Source organism: Vibrio tasmaniensis, assembly GCF_024347635.1.
GTDB lineage: Bacteria > Pseudomonadota > Gammaproteobacteria > Enterobacterales > Vibrionaceae > Vibrio > Vibrio tasmaniensis.
This window is the reverse complement of record NZ_AP025510.1, coordinates 537,400-561,165: the sequence shown is the minus strand read 5'-3', so window position 1 is coordinate 561,165 and position 23,766 is coordinate 537,400. Positions and strand designations below refer to the sequence as shown.

The 23,766-nt window shown below is 43.1% G+C and carries 18 protein-coding genes; 11 read left to right on the top strand and 7 right to left on the bottom strand.

What is annotated here, in order from left to right; translation table 11 throughout:
• Nucleotides 1-2 precede the first annotated feature (2 nt).
• On the bottom strand, nucleotides 3-1,016 hold the full coding sequence (locus OCV44_RS02695) for a FecCD family ABC transporter permease (RefSeq protein ID WP_211349762.1): 1,014 nt from the start codon (nucleotides 1,014-1,016) through the stop codon (nucleotides 3-5).
• 3 nt (nucleotides 1,017-1,019) lie between these two features.
• Nucleotides 1,020-1,817 carry an ABC transporter substrate-binding protein gene (locus OCV44_RS02690; protein ID WP_261900927.1) on the bottom strand — a complete coding sequence of 266 codons (798 nt, stop codon included), beginning with the start codon at nucleotides 1,815-1,817 and terminating at the stop codon, nucleotides 1,020-1,022.
• Between the two features lie 489 nt (nucleotides 1,818-2,306).
• Between OCV44_RS02690 and OCV44_RS02685 the strand changes: the two genes are divergently transcribed.
• Genes OCV44_RS02685 through OCV44_RS02650 form a run of 8 tightly spaced genes read left to right on the top strand, consistent with a single transcriptional unit; the run spans nucleotide 2,307 to nucleotide 13,248 of the window.
• A complete protein-coding gene (locus OCV44_RS02685; protein ID WP_139685020.1) occupies nucleotides 2,307-3,710 on the top strand; it encodes a diaminobutyrate--2-oxoglutarate transaminase family protein in 1,404 nt (467 codons plus the stop codon).
• A complete protein-coding gene (locus tag OCV44_RS02680) occupies nucleotides 3,710-5,479 on the top strand; it encodes an IucA/IucC family protein (protein WP_139685021.1) in 1,770 nt (589 codons plus the stop codon). Before OCV44_RS02685 ends, OCV44_RS02680 begins: the two co-directional genes overlap by 1 nt.
• Nucleotides 5,472-6,692 (top strand): type III PLP-dependent enzyme, encoded by a 1,221-nt coding sequence (locus OCV44_RS02675; RefSeq protein WP_139685022.1) that lies wholly within the window; start codon nucleotides 5,472-5,474, stop codon nucleotides 6,690-6,692. Before OCV44_RS02680 ends, OCV44_RS02675 begins: the two co-directional genes overlap by 8 nt.
• The gene (locus tag OCV44_RS02670) at nucleotides 6,689-8,122 is read left to right on the top strand and encodes a DHA2 family efflux MFS transporter permease subunit (protein WP_139685023.1); all 1,434 of its coding nucleotides are present in this window, start codon (nucleotides 6,689-6,691) and stop codon (nucleotides 8,120-8,122) included. The genes OCV44_RS02675 and OCV44_RS02670 overlap by 4 nt, the downstream gene beginning before the upstream one ends.
• Before the next feature lie 16 nt (nucleotides 8,123-8,138).
• Nucleotides 8,139-9,992 (top strand): IucA/IucC family protein, encoded by a 1,854-nt coding sequence (locus OCV44_RS02665; protein WP_139685024.1) that lies wholly within the window; start codon nucleotides 8,139-8,141, stop codon nucleotides 9,990-9,992.
• On the top strand, nucleotides 9,985-10,749 hold the full coding sequence (locus OCV44_RS02660; RefSeq protein WP_139685025.1) for an HpcH/HpaI aldolase family protein: 765 nt from the start codon (nucleotides 9,985-9,987) through the stop codon (nucleotides 10,747-10,749). Before OCV44_RS02665 ends, OCV44_RS02660 begins: the two co-directional genes overlap by 8 nt.
• Nucleotides 10,750-10,760: 11 nt before the next feature.
• Entirely contained in the window at nucleotides 10,761-12,653 is a 1,893-nt protein-coding gene (locus OCV44_RS02655) for an IucA/IucC family protein (RefSeq protein ID WP_139685026.1), read from the top strand.
• A complete protein-coding gene (locus tag OCV44_RS02650; protein WP_139685027.1) occupies nucleotides 12,637-13,248 on the top strand; it encodes an RraA family protein in 612 nt (203 codons plus the stop codon). The genes OCV44_RS02655 and OCV44_RS02650 overlap by 17 nt, the downstream gene beginning before the upstream one ends.
• Before the next feature lie 226 nt (nucleotides 13,249-13,474).
• Here the strand turns inward: OCV44_RS02650 and OCV44_RS02645 are convergent, their stop codons facing one another.
• The 5 genes from OCV44_RS02645 to OCV44_RS02625 all read right to left on the bottom strand — a co-directional run bounded on the left by OCV44_RS02645 (nucleotide 13,475) and on the right by OCV44_RS02625 (nucleotide 19,737).
• A complete protein-coding gene (locus OCV44_RS02645) occupies nucleotides 13,475-15,346 on the bottom strand; it encodes an alpha-amylase family glycosyl hydrolase (protein WP_139685028.1) in 1,872 nt (623 codons plus the stop codon).
• A 311-nt stretch (nucleotides 15,347-15,657) separates the two neighbouring features.
• Nucleotides 15,658-16,779: an ABC transporter ATP-binding protein gene (locus OCV44_RS02640; protein WP_139685029.1), complete on the bottom strand. Its 1,122-nt coding sequence runs from the start codon at nucleotides 16,777-16,779 to the stop codon at nucleotides 15,658-15,660.
• A 268-nt stretch (nucleotides 16,780-17,047) separates the two neighbouring features.
• The gene (locus tag OCV44_RS02635; RefSeq protein ID WP_139685030.1) at nucleotides 17,048-17,530 is read right to left on the bottom strand and encodes a glycosidase; all 483 of its coding nucleotides are present in this window, start codon (nucleotides 17,528-17,530) and stop codon (nucleotides 17,048-17,050) included.
• Nucleotides 17,531-17,627: 97 nt separating this feature from the next.
• Nucleotides 17,628-18,668 (bottom strand): UDP-3-O-(3-hydroxymyristoyl)glucosamine N-acyltransferase, encoded by a 1,041-nt coding sequence (gene lpxD, locus OCV44_RS02630; protein WP_139685031.1) that lies wholly within the window; start codon nucleotides 18,666-18,668, stop codon nucleotides 17,628-17,630.
• Between the two features lie 37 nt (nucleotides 18,669-18,705).
• Nucleotides 18,706-19,737, bottom strand: a complete 1,032-nt coding sequence (locus OCV44_RS02625) for a hypothetical protein (protein WP_009847626.1) — start codon at nucleotides 19,735-19,737, stop codon at nucleotides 18,706-18,708.
• Between the two features lie 500 nt (nucleotides 19,738-20,237).
• Between OCV44_RS02625 and OCV44_RS02620 the strand changes: the two genes are divergently transcribed.
• From OCV44_RS02620 to OCV44_RS02610, 3 genes are all read left to right on the top strand, one after another.
• Nucleotides 20,238-21,482, top strand: a complete 1,245-nt coding sequence (locus tag OCV44_RS02620) for a sugar ABC transporter substrate-binding protein (RefSeq protein WP_139685069.1) — start codon at nucleotides 20,238-20,240, stop codon at nucleotides 21,480-21,482.
• A gap of 127 nt (nucleotides 21,483-21,609) precedes the next feature.
• On the top strand, nucleotides 21,610-22,893 hold the full coding sequence (locus OCV44_RS02615) for a carbohydrate ABC transporter permease (protein WP_139685032.1): 1,284 nt from the start codon (nucleotides 21,610-21,612) through the stop codon (nucleotides 22,891-22,893).
• Between the two features lie 37 nt (nucleotides 22,894-22,930).
• The gene (locus OCV44_RS02610) at nucleotides 22,931-23,764 is read left to right on the top strand and encodes a sugar ABC transporter permease (protein WP_029223077.1); all 834 of its coding nucleotides are present in this window, start codon (nucleotides 22,931-22,933) and stop codon (nucleotides 23,762-23,764) included.
• Nucleotides 23,765-23,766: the final 2 nt, after the last annotated feature.

Genomic DNA, 23,766 nt, shown 5'->3' with positions numbered 1-23,766 from the left:
GCTTATTCACTCTTTCCCCCTTGCCGAGCCAAGTAAACAAAAAAAGGCGCGCCTAACAAAGCCGTCATCACGCCGATAGGCACTTCCTCTGGAGCCAGCAAAGAACGCCCTATCACATCAGAAAAAAGCAGAAGAATACCGCCCCATAGAGCGCTGATCGATATCAACCACTTATGATCATTTCCAACGAATGATCGAACCATATGTGGGACAACTAAGCCAATAAACCCAATATTGCCAGCCATAGCGACAGACGTACCCGCCAAACCAATGATCAAAACACTCATCGCAATTTTTAGAAGAGCGGTATTTTGTCCTAGCCCTGTCGCAACATCATCGCCAGATAAAAGAATATTGATGTGTGGCGCGAGTATGAGTGCACAGATAAACCCACCCACTAAATAGGGCAATACCGGAACTACCACATCTAGCTCACGGCCCGACACTGACCCAGCTATCCAAAACAGAATGCTATCAATGCCCTCCTGTCCTACCACCAAAATACCTTGAGTAAAGGAAATGAATAGCGCTGATATCGCCGCCCCCGCTAACACAATCCTTACCGGTGACGCCCCATCTCGGCCCATCATTCCTAAACCATAAACCAGTGATCCCGCCACTCCCGCGCCAACCATCGCGCCCCAAAATAAGACATTGGTGGAATCTAAAGTAAACACTTGAGAAAGTAATACGATGAAAAATATGGCTCCAGCATTCACCCCGAATATCGCAGGTGAAGCCAGAGGGTTACGAGTAAGTGATTGCATTAACGTGCCCGCCACAGCTAAAGCACCGCCCACAGAAAGCGCGACAAGGCTTCTAGACAGCCGAGTCGTTGTAATAATTACATACTCAATCGAGGTAGGTTCAGGCTGAAAAACTGCAGAAATAACCTGCACGAATGAAATAGGGTATTGGCCAAATGTCATACTGGAAACGAAAGCCAACACGAGAACGAAAATGGAGAATACCACCATTCCCCAACGTGCTAGGTTATTCCCCTTAGCAAGTAACATCCGTTACTCTTGTTCGCGTTCTGGTATTTGATAAATATCGATAAGCTGGTCAAGGATTTGGTTGGCACCTAGAATCCCACCAGATAAAATCCACGTCATTTTATCGACAGTATGAACTTGCTTATTCTTTGGAGCCGTTAACATATTCCACAGTGGGTGAGATACCCAAGACTGATAGTTTTGTTCAACCAAAGGCTGATCAGAATGAAGAAAAACAAAAAAGACGTCCGCATTCACGCTAGGTAATGCTTCTTTTGTTTTGATCTTCATCCCCCATCCAAAACGACGATTATCTTCAATAGGAAATTGGAAACCTATCTCATTCAACACCGCACCTGGGAAACTTTTGTGTAGATATAGACGTAAGTGATCGGCCCGAACATTCAAAATGGATGCGGTAAGAGGCCATTTAGGGAGAGTTTGGCTAAGATACTTCTGTACATATCTAATTCGTTGTTGCCAGTGTTCCCAGATATCATCGGCTTGTTGTTGTCTGCCAGTGGCTTCTGCCGTTAATTCAAGAGAGTACTTAAAGTCGTAAACATTAGTTGCTAGAACCGTTGGCGCAATCTTTTGTAATTGCTCAAATATTTTTTCGTGTCGGGCTTTCGTCCCGATGATGACATCCGGCTTCAGCGCAGCAATTTCTTCTAAATTAGGCTGAGTCTCTAACCCCACATACGTTACCTCCCCAAGAGCCTCTCTTAAGTACGTATACATCGGTTTTTCTGCCCAAGACTCAACTACCCCGACGGGTTTTACACCTAGGGCGACAGCACTGTCTGTTGCTCCTTGAAACAAGGTGACGACCCTTTTAGCTTTCAATGGAACAGCCGATTTTCCCATAGAGTGATCGATTAAACGAGTGTGCTCAGAGGACGCATTTGATGTGGTGCTTACTAGCCAAGATAAACAAACTAGCAGACAGAAAATAGCTTTTTTAGAAAGTAACAAAGCAGCCCCCAAAAACAAAGTTAATGCAAATGATACCTATTATCACGGCTATAACAAGAGTTTTGTATACTTAAACTTCTCATTCGCTCTCTAAATTCGTAATAAAGATTTGCAACGAAGAAAAATTTACAATACGAATTCCTCCTTGCTTCCCAGCTCCCACACCAATTCTCACTGTCCATTAAGAGCATTATCCATGCTGATTTCCTGCACAAGAAATACGCACAATAATTTTATATTGAAATGAACTTGATCAATGAGTAGCATAATAAATCGATATTGATAATCATTCTCATTATCGTTAAAAGTGTAACTAACCACATCAAGGATGGATCTATGACTCTGACTACTCAAGAAATATTGGGCCAGAAAATACCCGAGAAGAATCAGTATTTTCTCAATCGGCAATCACAATTTGAATCAAACGTTCGAAGCTATCCTCGCCGAATACCATTGGCCATAGCGCACGCCAAAGGCGCTTGGGTAACGGACGTCGAAGGCAAAACCTACATAGATTGTTTAGCTGGTGCAGGCACGCTCGCTCTTGGGCATAATCACGACAATATCCTTGCGGCAATTCGGTCTTTTCTCGAGTCTGGACTGCCAATGCACTTACTCGATTTAACCTCACCGGTTAAAGACGCTTTTAGTGAATCTCTTTTATCCCTCTTGCCTCACTCTGGACGCGACTACTGTTTGCAGTTCTGTAGCCCATCAGGTGCCGACGCCATTGAAGCCGCATTAAAACTTGCTAAACGCTACACAGGTCGTCGCCATATTCTAAGTTTTTCAGGTGGGTACCATGGCATGACTCACGGTGCACTTGCCGTCACAAGTAATCGCTCGCCAAAAGAAAACATTCAGGGACTGATGCCGAATGTTCAGTTTTTACCCTATCCAAATTTATACCGCAGTACTGCCAAGCAAATAGGTAAAAAAAGCATAAATTCGATAATAGACGACATCCAACAATCCTTCGAAGAACTTGAACAAAGCTCCTCCTTACCAGCAGCCGTTGTTCTAGAAGTGATTCAAGGAGAAGGGGGCGTCAACCCGGCGCCATTGCAATGGTTACAAAAAATCAGAGTACTCACACAAAAGTACGGCATTGTAATGATCGTTGATGAGGTGCAAACGGGATTTGCCCGTACAGGTTCAATGTTCGCCTTCGAGGAATCAGGGATTGAACCCGATATTATCGTGATGTCTAAAGCGGTTGGTGGAGGACTCCCTCTCGCATTACTCGCCATAAAAAAACAATTCGATGTTTGGAAACCAGGTGATCACACAGGAACGTTCCGTGGTAACCAGCTAGCGATGGCAGCCGGCCTTGAAACCATCCAAATGTTAAAATCACCCGAGATCACTCAAAATATTGCCGCTCGATCCGAGCAACTTATTGAGGCTTTCACTCAACTAAGCACACAATTTCCAGCCATTGCGCAAGTCCGAGGAAAAGGCTTAATGCTAGGCCTAGAAATTGTAGATGAACAAGCAAAACCAGACATGTCAGGTGCCTACCCAGAAGATTCAACCTTAGCTGAGTCGATACAAACGCACTGCATCAATCAGGGGTTGATTGTTGAACGAGGAGGCAAAAACGGTAACGTCATTCGATTCTTACCGCCGTTAACGATTAATGAACATGAATGCTGTGAAGTCGTCTCCAGATTTACAAAATCACTCTCCTTAGCCATAAAACAGATACGAAGCACCCCTCTTCGTGAAGAGGTCAAATAATGAAAAGCGCCATCAATATACTCCCCAAAATCGTCAGTGACCTTGCGATGACACACGCACTCTTAAACTGCCTAATAAAAGAATATGCATTGCCTAATCAAGACATACACTATCAATGGCCTGAAAAAAAAGACGAACTTTATACAGACAGTCACTTGTCTGAATTAAGCAGAAAAGCAACCCCGATGCTAATCACTCTGCCGAAAAATACACAAATCTTTGTACTGGTTGATAGAAAAAACTCAATAGGAAGCCAACGTTACCTATCCAATGTCTATTTAAAAAATGAACCGAAAGGCTGGACACATTACCCATTTAAAGAATTAGCTAATATTATTCTTGAAGCATATTCATCTCACGGTACGGCGAATAATCAAGAACTCCATGAACAAATCAATTCAAGCCGAAACCTAGTTGAAACAATTCTCACGTTTCATGGTAAAAATCCACCGCCCCATCCTTTTTCATCCTACATTGCGAGTGAACAAAGCCTATGGTTTGGGCACCCGTCACACCCAGCACCTAAAGCTAGAGTATGGCCAGATAGTATTCCCCAAGAAGAAGTTACACCGGAGTTTCAGGCAAGCACTCCTCTTTATCAATTTGAAGTGCCCGAAAACGGTCTTTGCATACAAACAAATGGTCTATCCAACGTGGACGCGATCAATGCGCTCGCTTCACAGGTTTCTGCCACAGAAAGATATGCAATTATTGCAATGCACCCCGTGCAAGCCGAGCAAATAAAAAAAGATACGAGAATGCAACGCTTGCTCCACAGCGGCGAGGTTCGCGATTTGGGTTTATCTGGGTATTCAGCCGCACCAACTGCGTCAATTCGCACTTGGTACCTTGAAGATATGCCTTATTTCATTAAAGGTTCTTTGAATATTCGGGTCACCAACTGTGTGAGAAAAAATTCGTGGTATGAATTGGAAAGCACTCTACTTATAGACAAATTGTTTAGTCACATAATGAAACAAAACCCTTCTGCATTTCGAGGCGCAATGATTGCCGCAGAGCCTGCCGTGTTAAGTTGGATGCCGGAAAATGCAAGCGAAGAAGATAAGGTCTGGTTCAAAGAACAAACGAGCGTCATTCTTCGTGAGAATTTCTGCTCTACAAATCCTGAGACTCAATTTGCAATCGCGGCAACTGCATTTGCACGCGATCACCAGTTAAAACCGATGATCGAGGCGTTAATTGGTCAAGATGCGACAAAAAAAGAACGTTTAGATTGGTTCAAAAAATATCAACAACTCCTCATACAGCCAGTACTCAGCCTATTTTTCGACTATGGTATCGTCACTGAACCACATTTACAGAATACAGTTTTTGCTCATAATGATGGCACGCCGACCTCTCTATTATTAAGAGATTTCGAAGGCGTAAAACTTACCGATGATTTAGGGATTCATCACGTTAACACACCATTAAATCCGAAGGTTAAAGACGCCCTCATTTACTCAAGGCATAAAGGATGGCAAAGAATTTCCTACTGCCTTTTCATCAATAACATCAGTGAAGCGATTCTATCCCTAACTTGGGATGCACCGGAACTTGAAAGAATCATGTGGGACATGGTGAAAAGCGAACTCATCAATCTCAAGTCAAGTTTGTCTAGGCCAGCTCCAGAGATCGATGAACTGATAACGACAGGGGAAGTCGCTTGTAAATGCAATTTTAAAGTAAGACTCGCAGCCCAAGCCGACAAGCAAGTTCAATATGCCCCCCTTACCGCACCTTGGTCTAAGGAAGTGGTCTATGCCTAACTTACCTCAGAAAATCAAGCATGCCATTTTGGATATAAAAGAAACAAGCTCAGACCCAATCGCATTATTTATTTATGATTTAGCCGATTTGCAAGCACACATACGCCAATTAATGAACCACTTACCGAATAACGTCGAGCTTTACTATGCCATCAAAGCCAACAGTGACAAACAAATCCTAGATACTCTCGCACCATGGGTAAATGGCTTTGAAATATCGTCGGGAGGAGAGATCCATCAAATATCCCAATGTAACCAGACTATACCCTTCGTATTTTCAGGGCCTGGGAAATTAGATTCTGAGCTTGAAGATGCCATTACAAATAACGTTCAAGCTATACATATTGAAAGCTTTAATGAAATAGAGCGATTACAAACGATCTGCGCTCGTCTAAATAAAACACAGGAAGTGTTTATAAGAATCAATCCAACTCTTCCTGATGCTTTAGAAAGCAAACTCACCATGGCAGGAAAAGCGACACCTTTTGGTATCGATGAAGTAGATCTAAAAAGGTCAATTGACGCGGTTGACGCTTCAAAACACCTCTCACTGAAAGGCTTCCACATTCATGCTATGTCTCATCAACAATCGCTGGATAAACACAAAGCACTGATCGACTTTTATCTCTGCCGCTGGACAAATTGGAAGGCGATGTCTAACCAACCAGAAAATATCACATACCTCAATGTTGGCGGAGGGATTGGTGTTAACTATTTAAGTGAAGACCAGTTTAATTGGTTCGATTTCTGCCAATATTTAGACAACGCGTTAGCAAGCATGACAGATATTCCCGTATTGCGTTTTGAACCAGGGAGATTCATCACAGCGTTCTGCGGCTACTATGCAATAGAAGTACTGGATAAAAAATCCAGTCATGGGCAAGCATTTCTCGTTTGTCGAGGTGGAACTCATCAGTTTCGCTTACCCGCGGCACAAGGTCACGATCACCCAATCATACACATCGCATGTGAGCCCTCAGACGCCGATGATATGCTCCTCGCTCCCTCATGGACGGTTGTCGGGCAGTTATGCACTCCAAAAGACATTCTGAGCCGCAACGTCCAATTGAACGGGGTCAACATTGGTGATGTCTTGGTTTTACCACTCGCTGGCGCCTACGGGTATAACATTTCACATGTGAATTTTCTGTGTCACCCGCAACCTCAAATTCGCTATTTGCCGGTTGAACGTGGTCATAAGGAAACCGCATGAACAATCCCATCTGGGTTGTTATTTGTGTCATGTTGGGCACGACGACCGTCAGTCTAAATAACAGTATGGTTAACCCCGCCATCCCGATATTTATTGACCATTTTAATTTGAGCACTGTACTGGCGACATGGATCATCGTTATTTTCATGACTGCTATGGGAATGACCATGCCACTAACTAGCTATCTAGCGGCCAAATGGAATAGAAAGTGGATTTACATTATTGGGTGTTCGCTATTTCTCATCGGGTCAGTTATTGGTGCTTACGCTCAGTCCATTGAACAACTGCTTATCTCGCGAGGAGTGCAAGGTATTGCCAGTGGGCTGATGATTCCGCTTTCACTTGCCATTATCTACTCAGTGTACCCAAAAGAAAAAAGAGGCAGCATTACAGGGTTATGGGGGGCCGCTGTCATGCTAGCTCCCGCTTTTGGTCCGTTAGTCGGTAGCCTCATCCTGACGGTGTATGACTGGCATGGACTGTTTATTTTCAACCTTCCAATTTCACTCATCACGATCATGATGGCTTTGAAAATATTGCCGTCATCAGACAAGAAGCCGGTGCCGACCTTTGATGGTATTGGCTACCTTTTAATTGCTCTAGGACTCGGCGCTATTTTGGTAACAACAGGGCGAATCACAACGCTGAGTGCGCTTTCTGAACCTACCGTTGTGGCACCGTTTGCGCTCGGATTGATGTGCTTAGGGGGCTTTGTCTTCAAATCACTGAATACCGAAGACCCACTTTTAAACGTCAGGCTTTTCAAAACCAAGGGATACCGAAGCAGTGTTGTCGTCGCGACTACTCAGGCTATTGGGATGTTTGAAACTCTGTTTCTTCTTCCGTTACTAATACAAGTTGTTTTGGGTTATAGCCCAATATTCACTGGGGTTGTTCTACTGATCACTGCTCTCAGTGCAAGCACATTTGGTCAACTTGGTGGAAAGCGGTTAGATAAAAACGCCCCCAATAAACTGGTCTCAATTGGTTTACTTATGACAGGTTTGGGAACCATTGGCTTTGGCTTTGTCACCAAAGAAGTCCCATTTTGGATTTTCGGCATTCTCGCTTTCATCCGAGGCGCTGGCGTCGGTTTATCTTATATCCCTATCACCACAGCAGGCATCAACACGCTTTCTGAGGAGATGATCACTCAAGGTGCAGTCATGAATAACCTATCCCGACGGCTCTGCGCGTCCATTGCTTTGCTCGCTGGCGCACTATGGATAGAACTCGGAACAGAGCCTCACCATATACAAGAAGGCACGGGATACGCTTCGGCAATCAGCGAAGTATTTATCATCGTTGGTGTCTTATGTATTGCCGTAATTCCGCTTGCATGGCGCTTTCCTGCCAACACGATACAAAAACCAGATCACACTCACTTAAATACCCGTTCACCCGTCACGACGACGCGTAATCATAAATAGATAAGGATTTTTACTTATGCCTATTGAGCAAACAAATAATGGCCACCCAAAGACGTATTGTCTTTTTTCTGCACAAGAAAACACACAACACCTCACCGTTGAATATCGACTCTTAGGGCAATTATTACAAACGTTGTTGTATGAAGACGTGGTGAGCTATAACGCTTGCCATTTGGACTCTGGCACAATGTTTCAAGCCATGGGCGTAGATGATAACGGAGACACCGTCATCTATGAATGCTCTGGCTTGTTGAGCGATAGCTTTCAATTGATTCGTTTGTACCATACCACTTTGGTTCGCATATCCAGCTCAGGAGAAAAATCACCGGCTCATCTTCATCAAATGTTGGAAGAACTGTTGAGTGTAGAAAAGCAGAGCCCTAGATTTGCTAGTTTCATAGCAGAGTTAGAGCAAACTTTCATTAAAGATTTGCAATCACGGGTACAAGGATACAGCCCATCCGTCCCTGCCACTCAATTATCACCCGAAGAGTTAGAGCGTCATTTTATGGACGCCCATAGTTACCACCCGTGCTACAAGTCACGCATGGGATTTTCTGTCAGTGATAACCAATTATATGGTCCTGAATTTGGACACGCTTTCAACGTTGTTTGGCTAGCTATTAGTAAAACACGATCTGACTGTAAAGTATCCCATCACCTTAATGCAGACCACTTTTTCCTTGATTCAGTCGACCACTCAATAAAAGTATTGTTTGAAGAAAAGTTGAATGCACTTAACAAAACCACCACCGACTATCGATTGATACCCGTTCACCCTTGGCAATGGGAACATACGATCATGTCGAACTTTGCTCATGAACTGTCCAATGGTGAACTTATTTATCTCGGAGAATCAAACGAAAAATATCAAGCACAGCAGTCCATTCGAACACTCCAAAATAACCACGATCCAGCAAAAGAATACCTAAAGCTATCGATGAACCTCACCAATACATCGAGCACTCGAATACTTGCCAATCACACCGTATTAAACGGCCCAATCATCACTGATTGGCTGCAAAACCTCATTGAAAGCAATGATACCGCCAGAAATCTCAGATTCGTTATTTTGAAAGAAATTGCAGGGATCAGTTTCAATCAAGATAAAATCAATGACACTCGAAAACCCCAAACCTATGGTTCGCTTGGCGCGATCTGGCGAGAAAGCATTCACTCATATTTAGACGAGGGAGAGTCTGCGGTTCCATTCAATGGATTGAGTCATCTCGACAACCAATATAACGATTCCGATTCAGCGCCGTTTATTGCGCCTTGGATAGAAAAATACGGGCTCAATACCTGGGTTAGTCAACTGTTGAATGTCACCGTGCAACCTATCATACATATGTTGTACGCTGAAGGCATTGGCATGGAATCTCACGGTCAAAATATTGTTCTGATCATGCGCGATGGAATGCCAACACGAATCGCATTAAAAGATTTTCATGATGGCGTTCGCTACTCTACCGAGCACTTAACTCGCCCTGAACTTTCCCCAACACTTGTCGATATGCCTGAAAGCCACAAAAAACTAAACCGCAACTCGTTCATTATTACCGATGATGTAGACGCGGTTAGAGATTTTTCTTGTGACTGTTTCTTCTTTATTTGTCTTTCCGATCTTGCCATTTTCCTAAAACAACATTTTGAACTCTCAGAGTCGCTGTTCTGGGAGCAAGTCGCAGACACGATTTACACCTACCAACAAAATCACCCAGAGCTGGCTGAGCGCTTTGAGCTATTTGACCTCTTTGCGCCGACCTATGAAGTGGAAGAACTCACCAAGCGACGATTACTTGGTGATGGTGAGCGTCGTTTTAAGCAGGTTCCTAATCCACTACACAGATTTAGGAAGTCAAATGCTTAGACAAAATCAACTGAAGCAGAAGATAGGAAACAGTGAAACGGTGTACGGGATCATTTGTTCTATTCCGGCACCTGCGATGATTGAGCTGATTGCCGAAGCGGGCTATGACTTCGTCATCATCGACATGGAACACGTACTTATCAATCCAGAAACGATTGAAAATATGATCCGTACAGCCGAAAGCTATTCGATCACCCCTTTGGTACGAGTCGCCGATTTTAACGAGAAAACAATCCTTCGGCTCTTGGATGGCGGCGCACAAGGTATTGTCCTACCCAATGTGAAAAACGCGACCGAAGTACTCAATGCAATTCAAGCCTGCAAGTATCACCCCGTAGGACATCGAAGCTTAAATGCAGGGCGACCGGGATCCTTTGGCCATCAGTCTCTGAAGCAGTACATACAGAAAATGAATGATGAAATCATGCTTATCGCCATGATCGAAAGTGCTACGGGCGTATCCAACATCGAAGAAATCGTATCGACCGAAGGGTTAGATATGATTCTAGAAGGCGCAGCCGATCTTTCTCAATCTCTGGGAGTGCCTTGGGAAACCTCACACCCCAAAGTTATCGACGCACTTCAGCATTGTCGTGAGGCAGGAAAAAAGGGCGAGATTGGGTATGGCGTTATCCCTCGAACCTCTCAAGATCACAGCACATGGAAAGACGAAGGAATGAACGTATTCGTACTCGGTGATGAACGCGGTACGGCGTTTAGGGCATTACAAACAAAAATAGACATTCTAAAAAGGTAAAGGAGAAACGTATGTTTAATTACCATGCCATTGAGCAGGTGACACAGGATTTGGTCGATTGTCTATTGGCCGAAGAATTTTTTGGGGATTTGGCGATATTTACAGCGTCATCATTTACGTCTACTTATCATGATTTAGACCTACAATACCCATCAATTACAGAGTCTATTTGGAAATGGGACTTTGATCTAAAGGGAGCGCAATCCATCATAGTAGCTTTGCAACCGACCATTACTCAACGATGGAAACGCATTGCCGGAACCCCCGTCTACCTTTGCAGAGACAACAAAACGATTGAAGGAATTTCACCTCAAATGTTCTTAGAGCTTGCCCTTCAAGGAGTACAAAATAAATATCAGGACAACGCTAAAGGAATGAAGCTGTTTAAAGATGTGCTTGCTATCAGCCTTCGCCAAACTGCGCTTTCACAACAACATAATATTTCTAGCACTCATTTATTATCAAAAAAGAATGCCGACTTTTTTCTCGCTATGGAGCAATGGGCATCTCTGAGAGATCGTCCATACCACCCATTAGCTAAGGCTAAACAAGGTCTAAACGATACTGACTATTTGACTTACCAAGCTGAATTCGGGGAGTCCATTACTTTAAACTGGGTAGCCATTCGTAAAGATTGGCTTAGAAAAGGCACAGAGTTAAATGATGCCCAACCCTATTCACCAAAAGATTTTCTTTTACCACCAGCTCAGCAAGTCATACTGGATGCCGAACTGCACAAAAAGAAAATTAATGACAGCCACACTGCATTGCCTGTACACCCTTGGCAATACGAAAATGTATTAGAACAGCAATTAGGTGAACATTTTTCAAGCGATATCTGTATTCGATTGGATTATTCTTCCAGCAATTTCTTTGCGACGTCTTCATTACGTTCAATGACTCCTTGCTTCGACAGTTGTGACCACTTGAAACTCCCTATGGCGGTATATTCTCTCGGGGCATCTCGCTATTTACCAGCTGTCAAAATGATAAATGGTGAGCTCAGTGAATCCCTCCTAAAACAAGCCCAGAAGCGTGACCCCGTCTTAGCAAAAAAAATGCACCTATGTGAAGAAGGACGATGGTGGGCATTTATGCCGCCAAACGCCACCTTATTTGATGATGCGCCTCGACACCTATCAGCGATGGTTCGACGCTACCCACAACCACTTCTCAATGACACAGATACCAAGCTACTTCCCATGGCCGCTTTAGGTACGCCGCTTTTAGGCAGTAAAGAACACTTTTTCAATGAGTGGCTTGCCTATCGCCAATTAGAAGTAACTAAACACCATGTGTCCGTGTTGTTCAGTGAGCTGTGTCACTGCTTCTTTGAAGTCAACCTGAGAATGTTCAAGCTCGGTATGACCGCTGAAGTTCACGGACAAAACGCTGTGCTGGTCTGGAAGAAAGGCCAAGTCACAGGGTTATTACTGCGTGATCATGACTCACTTCGGATCTGTGTGCCTGAATTAGAAAATAATGGCTTGGAAGATCCTCAATATTGTATCAAGCCCGGCCATGCCAATACTCTTTATCATGATACACCAGAAGCGCTTCTGTTCTGGCTTCAAACTCTTGGTATTCAAGTCAACATGCGTTCAATCATTGAAACACTCTCACTGACTTACAATATTGAAGAGGCAAAGCTTTGGACACTGATGGAAGCCTGTATTCTTGAGCTGGTAAATTCCATTGGTTTCAGCGACATAACCAAAAATATCATTATTGCAACGCTGTTTGAAAAAGAGACTTGGCCGCAAAAATATCTCCTAAGCCCTATGATAGATCGCGCAGGAGGCCCCGGTAGTATGCCATTTGGAAAAGGTGACGTGGTCAACCCATTCAAACGCGCAAAGGCATTAAGTATAAAGCGAGAGTCTTCAAATGCCATACCCGCATAAACCTAGGGAAGATGAACTCGTTGAAGCCTTTAAAGCCGTATCGGCTTCAACTTTGGGGCATCTCACCAATGATGGTTACCTTTCAGGTGTTCGTCCAATTATAGAAAACGTTAAATTGGTTGGCCGTGTTCGCACAGCCAAAATACACCTACCTAACGCTAGCGTTCTAAGGGAGGCTCTCATCCAAGCAAAGGCAAAGGAGGTTTTGGTCATTGAGTGTACAGGAAATACTGACTACGCTTGCTGGGGAGAATTGCGAACCTTAGCCGCTCAGATTAAAGGACTCTCTGGGATCGTCATGTCTGGCAAAGTCACCGATTTGCATGCGCTTAAAGAGTTAAGGTTGCCAATATTTTCAGTTGGCGTGAGTGCTCTAACCACTCATGCCAATGCCAATGTGCCTGGTGGTACTCTCGATACGGCCATTGAAATAGCAGGCAATAAGATAAATCCAGGTGATATTGTATTAGGTGATAATGATGGCATTTTTATACTGTCTCCCAAACAAGCAGAAGCGCTACTTTCTTCTTGCATAGAGAAAGAATATCAAGATCAGAAACGGAAAAAGGAATTGATGGCGAAACTTTCAAATTGATAACAAACGAGGCTGTAGGGGGGATCTTTTAAAGCAATAGTCTGCATTCCGTTAGGTATGCTAGTCCTTTATCGGCTTCCTGAGCGAAATCCTCAAGTTCTTCTTTGTTCATATTGCCTACCCTAAAGTAGGCAATATGAACAAAGAATGTAGGGTAGCCTCGTAAACCATTGACTCACGTTATAGCGGGTTATCTTACATAAGTTAACCCGCTAAGCTTTAAGGCTTAGTGCGTAGTGCGTAAGATAACCACTTCATTTTGGTCTAGATTAAATGTACCGCTGCCATTAGAAACAACCACTTGGTCAGTTCCTAGTACACTGTCGTAAGTTCCGTTTGCCAATCCTAAATTCACCGCGTTAACCGATGTACTTTGACCGAGGTTCATTGCAACCACAACTACGTCATCGCCTGCGTTACGTTCATACACCAATACGTCATTGCTTATCCAACGCTCAATATAATCACCTTGCTGCACCGCATAGCTGTCTTTACGTAACTTACTCAACGTTTTAATCATCTTGTAAGCATTGGTCGTTTTATCAAAACTTGGCATCATTTCACGGTTGTATGGGTCGTTACCTTGCTGGCCAAAACCATTGGTAGTGAAGTTAGCCGCGTAGTGCTCTGTTCCGTAATAAATACAAGGAATACCACGAGAGGTCATGATAAGCGCTAAACCCAGCTCCACTCTGTCTTGTGCAAATGCAACACTTTGACGACCACCCCACTTGTCTTTACCTGCGCCAAAGTTCTTCGCATCGGAACGCAAAACGGTAGAGATACGTGACGCATCGTGGTTATCTAAGAACACCACTTGCCAATCACTACTTGTGAATTTTTGGTCTCTCAGCTTCATGTAGTTATTAATGGCATACATGCCCGTACCATTTTGGTTTAGCAAGGCATTCTCAATGGTGTTTCTCAAGCCAAAATCAAGCAGTGCAGAACCTGATGTATTGGCAAAATCGATAGAGGCAAAGTTTGATCCCGTTGCGTCAGCTCCTGAATCCATCCACTCACCAAAGAAATAGAAGTCTTTGCCTTGGCTTTTCTTCGCGTAGGCGTTTATTTGGCCGGTAAAATCTTGGATAAACTCTTTATCCATATGTTTCACCGCATCAATACGGATCGCATCCACCCCTAAATCAACCCAGAATTTCGCGCCATCAATCAAGTACTGACGTGCAGGGCCATCTTTACGTTGGTCAAAATCGGTTAAGTTGAATAAGGTTTTATTACGAACCGCCCATGCGTTGTCCCATTCCCAACCTTGGCCATTTTCAGCAATCGCACCGTTGTGGTGGTAATAACCTGTACTATCATTTTTGTAGTCTGTGATTCGGACACCCTTTTTATAAAGTGCACCGAACTCCCCTTCATCATCAGGGTTAGAGTGATTAGGCGCATAATCCAGCACGAGTTTCATGCCGTAGCTGTCCATTTTCTTCTTTAATGCTTTAAAGTCAGCAACGGTACCTAGATGCTCATCGACTTTAAAGAAGTCACGTCCCCAGTAGCCGTGGTAACCCGCTCCACCTCGGCTGTCAGGTACGTTAATGTTATCAGCTGGAGGGGTTATCCAAATGGCCGTGATACCCATGTCATGCAAGTAATCTAGCTTTGCAGTTAAACCTTTTAAATCACCACCAAAGTATTTTTTGAAATCCGATTTGTCTGCCGAATACATGTCGGCACCCGTCGATGTATTATTGGCTGAATCACCATCATAGAAACGGTCAAGAAACACGAAATACATGGTTTCATCACGCATATCAAAGGGAAGTTTTTCATGGACCACCACTTTATTCGTGTCGTCATAGAAATTAATTTCGTAGGTTTTATTAGGGTCAACAGAGACATTTGATAGAGGATAGTTTTCAGACCAATCACCAAAGCGATCTACCTTAAAACTAGGAGATTTCGTTCCATCACCGGTGTTAAATTTTTTCACTATTTGCCAGTGGTTTGCTTTCACTTTAACCATAGATTCAGCTTGCCAGTTATTGGCGGTACCACGGAAATAGGCCTGGTTCCAATCTGCCATAGCAGGTAGGGAAGCCAGTAATGCTGATAGCACAATAAGTTTATTCTTCATGTGTCGCCCTTTATTCACGTTATGGATTTCGTTTTATATTGTTTTTACTTTTTATTAATGCCGCGCTCTATAGCTGTTACGTTAAATCCCCATAATGAGGTCTATCAGCAACAGTAAATTTCAGGTACGACAAAGCCTTAAGAAATAATTCTCAGGATCATTTATATTTATTAGAATTCGGGTAATGCCCTGAACCTAGCAGGCAGGCTCAGGGTATGTTGTTAAGGTAAGTCTTGTAGAGTAATAGCTTTTACTGTTTTGATCTTATTGACACTTTTTGTTGTGAAGCATTTTCGTTATAAAAAATAAACTTACAACGTCAGGTTCTGTTCGGTTTCACCATCAAAAATATGGCAGAACGCAGAATCAAAGTTGAAGCGTACTTGGCTGCCAATATCTGATGTACTTATGCTTTGGTTATTCACTCGCGCAACAATTTCGTTATCACCCAATTTGAAATACAGGTATTTTTCATTCCCTAAGTTTTCAACCACGGTCAGCTCACCAGGGTGTACGTTCACCATCTCATCATCAGCGGCAATATTTATGTGTTCAGGTCGAATGCCTAGACACACGGGCTTATCAATATGGTTCACTAGCTTTTCTTGTAAACGTTTAGGGATAATAATTTGCGCGCCAGGGGCAAGTTCCACGTAAATGTCATCACCTAACTTACGCAGGGTCGTGTTCACTAGATTCATGGCTGGGGAGCCGATAAAACCCGCCACAAACTTGTTCTGTGGCGCGTTGTACAAGTTGGTCGGCGTGTCCACCTGCATAATATTACCTTGATTTAAGACACAAATTCGGTCGCCTAAAGTTAAAGCTTCCGTTTGATCGTGCGTGACATAAACCATGGTCGCAGGGTTACCTTCATCTTTAAGAGACTTATGCAATTGTGCGATTTTCACACGCATCGAAACACGAAGTTTGGCATCAAGGTTGGATAGAGGCTCATCAAATAAGAACACGTCTGGTTTACGAACAATGGCTCGTCCCACCGCGACACGCTGACGCTGACCACCCGACATTTCTTTAGGCTTACGATACAGGAGATCAGTAATTTCTAGTTTTTCAGCGGCATCTTCTACGCGTTGTTTGATCTCTTCTTTTGGTCGCTTTTGCATTTTCAAACCAAAGGCCATGTTATCGAAGACCGTTTTGTGTGGGTACAACGCATAGTTTTGGAATACCATGGCAATACCACGCTCTTTAGGCGCTAAATCATTCACCACTCTATCGCCAATACGCACTTCACCTGCTGAGATATCTTCTAAGCCAGCAATCATTCGCAATGTGGTAGATTTGGCGCAACCAGACGGCCCCACAAATACCATGAACTCACCTTCGTGAATATCTAAGTCAATTCCGTGTACGGCTTTAAAACCATTATCGTACTGTTTTTCTACTTTACGCAGGCTAACTGTTGCCATTTGAAACTCCGAATACGGGTTAAATCTTGATAGGTAAAAATCTTTTTAGCCAGTGACTGGAACTCTCAAGTTACTGGCTAAAAAGACGTAAACGTTAATCATTGAACATTTAAGGTTTATTTTTATGTTTAGTTTTAAAACATAGGCACTCTGATATTCAGAGCACCTTTCTTCTGTATCACTGCGTTCAACCACGAGTTTATAAACAGTGTTATAGCGTGGTTATAAATGGTGATATAGAGTGAGTTATGTCGGTTGGCTACATCGCTTATTTACACGCTTTAACCAATGCACGAACTGGCTTCTTATCTTCGCTAATTTCAACACTCCATAAATATTTGCCATCCTCTGGAATATTAACGGTGGTGTTTTTTGCAAAGCCACCACGTTTTAGCGTTTTCTCATAACCCGCCGTCATCGACATGCCAGCTGCGGTAAATTGTGGAGACCAGCCCATCGTTGCGAACTGCAAACTTACGTTGCCCGCTTTTTCTTCGCTTACCACTTGGTAAATACCTTTGCCTTTATGCGACATTTGACGGTTTTCCATGTGGATCCACTGGCCATCAGGGAAAGTGCCTATAACATAAAGTGAAGGACGAATTGGCCCGCGATCTTCCACCGTGGCGAGATTACAATCAGCGAAAGGACCTGTTGCTTTCATTTGTTCAGCTGCTGGCGTGTCGGCAGTGCTCGCACAACCCATTAACGCTGAAGATAAAAGTGCGGCTACAAGTAGAGTACGTTTCATTGTCATTTCCTTATTATTTTTTATATATGTAGGGTTCTATTCCGTTTTAGCCATCTCGAGTTAGGGCTTTAAATTTTAAAGATCTCGCTTAGGTAAGCTATAAACGAAATAGTCTCGCTATTAAGCTTTTTTTCGGAACCACCGCTCTTTTATCTGCATCAAGTTCTAACGATTTAGAGTTTGGACGGGGGTTACTGTTTTTTTGATGAGTTAATTTGTTCAATACGGCTAAGTTTTTATAATAAGAACGTGCATCTTTCGCCGGATAACCGAACAGATCACTATTGGCAGGGAAAGAGTGGCTCACACCTGATTTGGCTTTAATAACGGAGTTTTTCCCGATAGTAAGATGCCCTGCGGTACCGGCTTGACCATGTACAATGACATGATCTTCCAAAGTAGTGTGGCCCGCAAAACCAGCCTGAGATACCAGTAAACAATGCTGACCTATTTTGCAGTCATGCCCTATTTGCACTAGGTTATCTATTTTGGTTCCACGACCAATAACGGTGTCGCCTAAAGTGCCTCTGTCGATGGTGTTATTACAGCCAATTTCAACTTCATCACCAATGATCACTCGACCCACACTTTCCACGCGTTCATAACGGGTGTTGTGCCCGGTCATGTATTCGAAGCTGTAATTACCAATGGAGTTGTTAGAGTCAATGGTGACATTGTTACCAATCACAGTGCCTTCTTTGATGACTGTATTGGCATGAATTGCAACGTTATTGCCGATTGTTACACCGTTCATGATTTTAACACCGGGCATGAAATGGCAACCTTCACCTATTTGACAATGCTTTCCGATATAAACATCGGGAGTATCTGATGTATTCCCTTGATCAAATAATTGATATTTTTGAACTTTATAATGACGCATTAGTTGATTGAGCTTCTCAGCTTCGAGCTTCTCAATCACGATTTTTGTTTTTGCTTTAGTCTGTAAAATGGCTTCTGGCCCAACAATGACATCAGCCAAAGTTTCAGATAGCCCTTTTAAATCGGCTTTAGCAAAGACAATGGCTAAGCCGCCCTCTTCTACGCTGGAAACTGGGCGAATCTTCGATATTTCTACCGTGTTATCACCTTCAACTTTTCCACCAACGATTTGGGCGATATCTGAAACTTTGATCATAATATTACTCTGTCATTTGAGTTGTGATTAATACCACTTAGAAGCGGTAAAGCGCTTGTAGGTACATTGTTTCTTGTTCTACAGTTTTCTCTTCGCCTTTCAGCTTAGAGAAGGTCTCTGTGTCTTTAGCCCACTCAAGTTCGCCTTTTACCAACCAATCGTCGCCAATTGCTTGCTCATAGCCTAAAGTTGCCTTACGAATATCTTTGAAGAAAGTTTCGTTCTTTGCCCAACCGTCTGTATGTTTCGTTTCGTTTTCACCAATACGAGCGCGAACGTACATAGTGCCGGCTTCTTCAAAGCTGTACTGAACGATTGGTTCAATATACATCTCGGTGAAATCGCTGGCTTCATTGAGTGAACCGTTTCCGGTTTTCGCTTTATTTTCTTTAACTTGATAGTAGAGCTCAGCTGCAACTTCCCACTGACCAAAGCGCTTGTAAGGTTTAAATAAGAGGCTGTAACCTTCCTCTTCACGAGAACCCCAAGCACTCTTATCTGAATCGTTGTATAGGTACTCTAGGTTTGAATAGAAGCCCGCTGAATATTCATTATTCCAGTACGTAAGGTATGGACGAATACTGTGCTCAGCTTTCGTGGTTTTCAAGCCGTCTACTTTCGCAGAAGTAACAATATCACCCTTTGTATATTCCAACTCATAGATCAAGCCCGTTCCCCAACCATTTCCTAGCTGAAAACTTTTATTTAATGATAATAAGTGCTTATATCCATTTTCTGTTTCTGCGTATGCGCCTTTCTTTTTCTTACGATTTTCAAGTTTGAACGCGTAAAGTGCTGTCGCATTCCACGCAGCGTTGTTATAGAAGACGTTAAACACTTCATGAGTCGTTGTACGCTCTTTAGACTTGCCACCACCCCATGATGCAAAATCAGTGATGTTTTTCTCTTCGACTTCAATCGATGTTCCAACATGCCCACCAAATTTTAAAGCGTCATAAAAAAAGATATCACTTGGAGACATAGTTCGGTCATCAGCAGCCGAAGCGCCAGCACTAATAAGTAGAGTGTTGGTGATCACTACAGACAATAATGTTTTTTTCACGGTCATTCCTTATTGATTCTTCACTGAATCATTTGTTGTTATTTGTAGGGTTATTTTTGTTCACTGTTTCTCTTTATCTATCCACTGTGTCTCTTGATAGGCTTGCTGATTTCGCAACATTTAACCAGAAAAACATAGTCGTCCGTAATGAACGCCTATTTATTGTTCTAGAATTATAAATGTTTTGCTTCCTATTGAATTTAGAAATGAGAGATCAATCACCCTTGACTGCGGAGATTATTGATCATCATCACAAACGGTAGGCTTTTCATTAATCTAAGTATCAAAATAAACAAAGCACCGTTCAAACCCCCCAATAAACAAGACATAAAACCCTATAGCTACCAGATGTAAAAAGCACAAACAGAAAGTGATAACTGTCACAAATACGCTGATATTTTAACCAGGTAATGTTGACATATTGTCGGCGAGACATACCATAGTAGTACTTAACGAACGACTACTATGATTTTAAATAGCGCGGTGTCAGTATGAAAAATTCAGGAATGAAAAAGAATCTATTCGCGGCAGCCTTAATGGCGGCAACGTTAACGACCAGTACATTAACGGCTGCAGCAGATGCAAACGCAGACACAATTCAGCCAGAAAATGGGGCTGAGTTGTTAATCTGGACCGACAAAACAACACTCGACTACATGGAGTACGCCGCTCAGTCCTTTAATAAAGAGTTAGGATACGATATTGATTTTTCATTCCGTGGGTTAGCGCCGATCGATGCCGCTTCTCGTTTGATTCAGGATGGTGGCTCTGCTCGCGTGGCAGATGTGGTAGAGATTGAACATGACTTATTAGGGCGATTAGTCGTGGCAGGTGGGGCGATGGAGAATTTGGTGTCTGCCGAACGTATCTCGAATACTTTTATGCCAAATGCGATTAATGCGTCTCAAGCTGAAGGGGTGAGCTATGGCTTCCCAGTTAGCTTCGCCACTACCGCTCTGTTCTACAATAAAGATTTACTGACTAAAGCACCTGAGAATTTTGAAGAAATTATCGAATTTTCAAAAACCTTCAACAATAAGCAAGAACACAAATACGCGCTGCTTTGGGACATTCAGAACTATTACGAGTCTCGTATGTTTGTCACGCTTTACGGCGCATACGAATTTGGTAATAACGGTACCGATGCAAAAGACATCGGCATCAATTCTGAAAAAGCCCAACAAGGCTTAGAAGCAATGAAAACCCTACAAGTGGCCAACAATTCTAATCCGGTTGATATGCGCAACCCGCAAGTACGTCGTGGCTTATTTAATGAAGGAAAGGTCGCCGCTATTATCGACGGTCCTTGGGCAATTGAAGGGTATCAAGAATCAGGGATAAATCTCGGTGTTGTACCTATGCCTAAATTAGCAGGCCAACAACCACGCACTTTTGCAACTGTTCGTCTTGCGGTTGTCTCTTCTTACACTGAGTACCCGAAAGCCGCACAATTATTTGCTGACTACCTTACTTCCGACGCGATGCTGAAAAAACGCTATGAGATGTCAAGAGCACTCCCTCCGATCCAGTCGGTCATGGAAGAGATCATTGTTGATGCTGATGAAGCCACTTACGCCATTATTACGCAAGGTTTCTACTCAGACGCAATGCCATCGATTCCTGAAATGGGCTTCATTTGGTCACCAATGGCCAGCGCTATTACAGACTACTGGGTAAACGATAAACCCGCGAGTTCTGTTCTTGACCGTGCGCTTTCGATCATCGAAGAACAAATAGAATTACAAGAGTAACCTCTGAACTCCCGTCGCAACTCACGAGCTACTTAGCTCATGCGCTGTGTCATAAAGCCACAGCGCTAATTCAGAGCGTGACCCGAAAACGAATACATAACGACAACCTAAACAATAGAGATAAACAATGTTGTTAACAGAGAATCAGCCGGCATCACGAATGCCCGCATCACTCCTTATTATGGGGAGTACACAGATCGTAAAAGGTCATTGGGTAAAAGGCGGTGTATTTTTAGCCATGCAGCTAATCACACTGTTGATTCTCCCGGAGCTGTTGGCCTCACTAAAAAGCTTAGTCACTTTAGGAGATGTCGCTCAAGTTCGTGAAGGCTTTAAAATATTACAGGGCGATAACTCTGTCTTTATGTTGGTCGAAGGGGTCATAGCCCTACTCTACAGCTTCTTATTCATCTGTCTGTACATCGCTAATGTCCAAGATGCAAAAGTTAGCCTTAAGTCACGACTGAACCTTCGAGAGCAATTTAAAGACATTTACGACCAAAAGTTCGCGTTCATCATGCTATCGCCAGCTTTTATTGCCAGTATCGCATTCATTATTTTGCCAATCATTATTACGGTACTTGTCTCTTTCACTAACTATTCTGCGCCCCATCATATCCCACCAAGAAACCTCGTAGATTGGGTGGGGTTTAAAAATTTTATCGCGTTATTTGAACTAAAAATATGGTCGAGCACTTTCTTCGGTGTCGCTTCTTGGACGGTTCTGTGGGCATTTTTTGCCACCATATGTACTTGTGGGTTTGGTTTTTTACTGGCGCTTGCGCTACAAAATCGAAACATTAAAGCGAAAAAAGCATGGCGCTTTATCTTTATTCTCCCTTATGCCATTCCGGCTTTCGTAACCTTATTGATGTTCCGCTTGCTACTGAATGGTATTGGACCAGTCAACGCAACGTTAAACTCGTGGGGCTTTGATTCGATTGCCTTCTTATCAGACCCTTTCACCGCAAAAATTACCGTTATCGCGGTGAGTGTTTGGGTTGGCGCACCTTACTTTATGCTGCTTATTGCAGGGGCACTGACTAACATTTCAAGCGAACTTTATGAAGCCAGTGAAGTCGATGGTGCAAGCAAGTTCCAGCAATTTAAAGAAATCACCCTGCCTATGGTGTTGCACCAAGTGGCCCCATCGTTGGTCATGACCTTTGCCCATAACTTCAATAACTTTGGGGCGATTTACCTGTTAACCGAAGGGGGTCCTATCAACCCTGAATATCGATTTGCAGGACATACCGACATTCTGATCACTTGGATTTACAAGCTCACGCTCGACTTCCAGCAGTATCAAATCGCTTCGGTTATCTCAATCATTATCTTCCTGTTCTTGTCTGGTATTGCGATATGGCAATTCAGCCGCATGAAGTCATTCAAAGACGATGTAGGTATGTAACATGGCCAATTTAAATAGTTCGGATAAGTTAATTAACATGGACAAATACATTGGCAAAATAGGCACCCTAGTTGTGTACTTATTTCTCATTGCCAACGCATTATTAGTACTTGGCCCGGTAATTTGGACAGTGCTAGCTTCATTCAAAACGGGGAATAACTTATTCAGTTCTTCTTTCACAAGTATTGATTTTACGCTCGACCACTACCGCGCGTTATTCACGGACACACCCTATTTAGACTGGTATAAAAACACCTTTCTTCTCGCTACAGCGAATATGGTTATCTCACTGGTTGTCGTGACTATTTCAGCGTTTGTGTTCTCTCGCTACCGCTTCAATGGTAAGCGCAACATTATGATGAGCATTCTTGTATTGCAGATGTTCCCGGCCTTTCTTTCGATGACGGCTATCTACATCTTGCTATCAAAAATGGGATTGATTGATACCTATGCTGGCTTGTTATTTGTGTATGTAACGGGCTCATTACCATTCATGATTTGGTTGGTGAAAGGTTATTTCGATGCCATTCCCACTTCATTAGATGAAGCCGCAAAAATTGATGGTGCAGGCCACATGACGATTTTCCTCGAAATCATTCTCCCTCTCGCGAAACCTATCTTAGTGTTTGTTGGGTTAGTGTCTTTCACCGCACCTTGGATGGACTTCATTTTACCTACGCTTATCTTACGCAGCGAAGAAAAAATGACGCTAGCCATCGGTATTTTCAGTTGGATTTCATCTAACTCAGCGGAGAATTTCACGCTGTTTGCCGCGGGTTCATTATTGGTTGCAGTGCCCATCACTTTGCTATTTGTTGCGACTCAAAAACACATTACTACCGGCCTCGTCAGCGGCGCAGTTAAAGAATAATA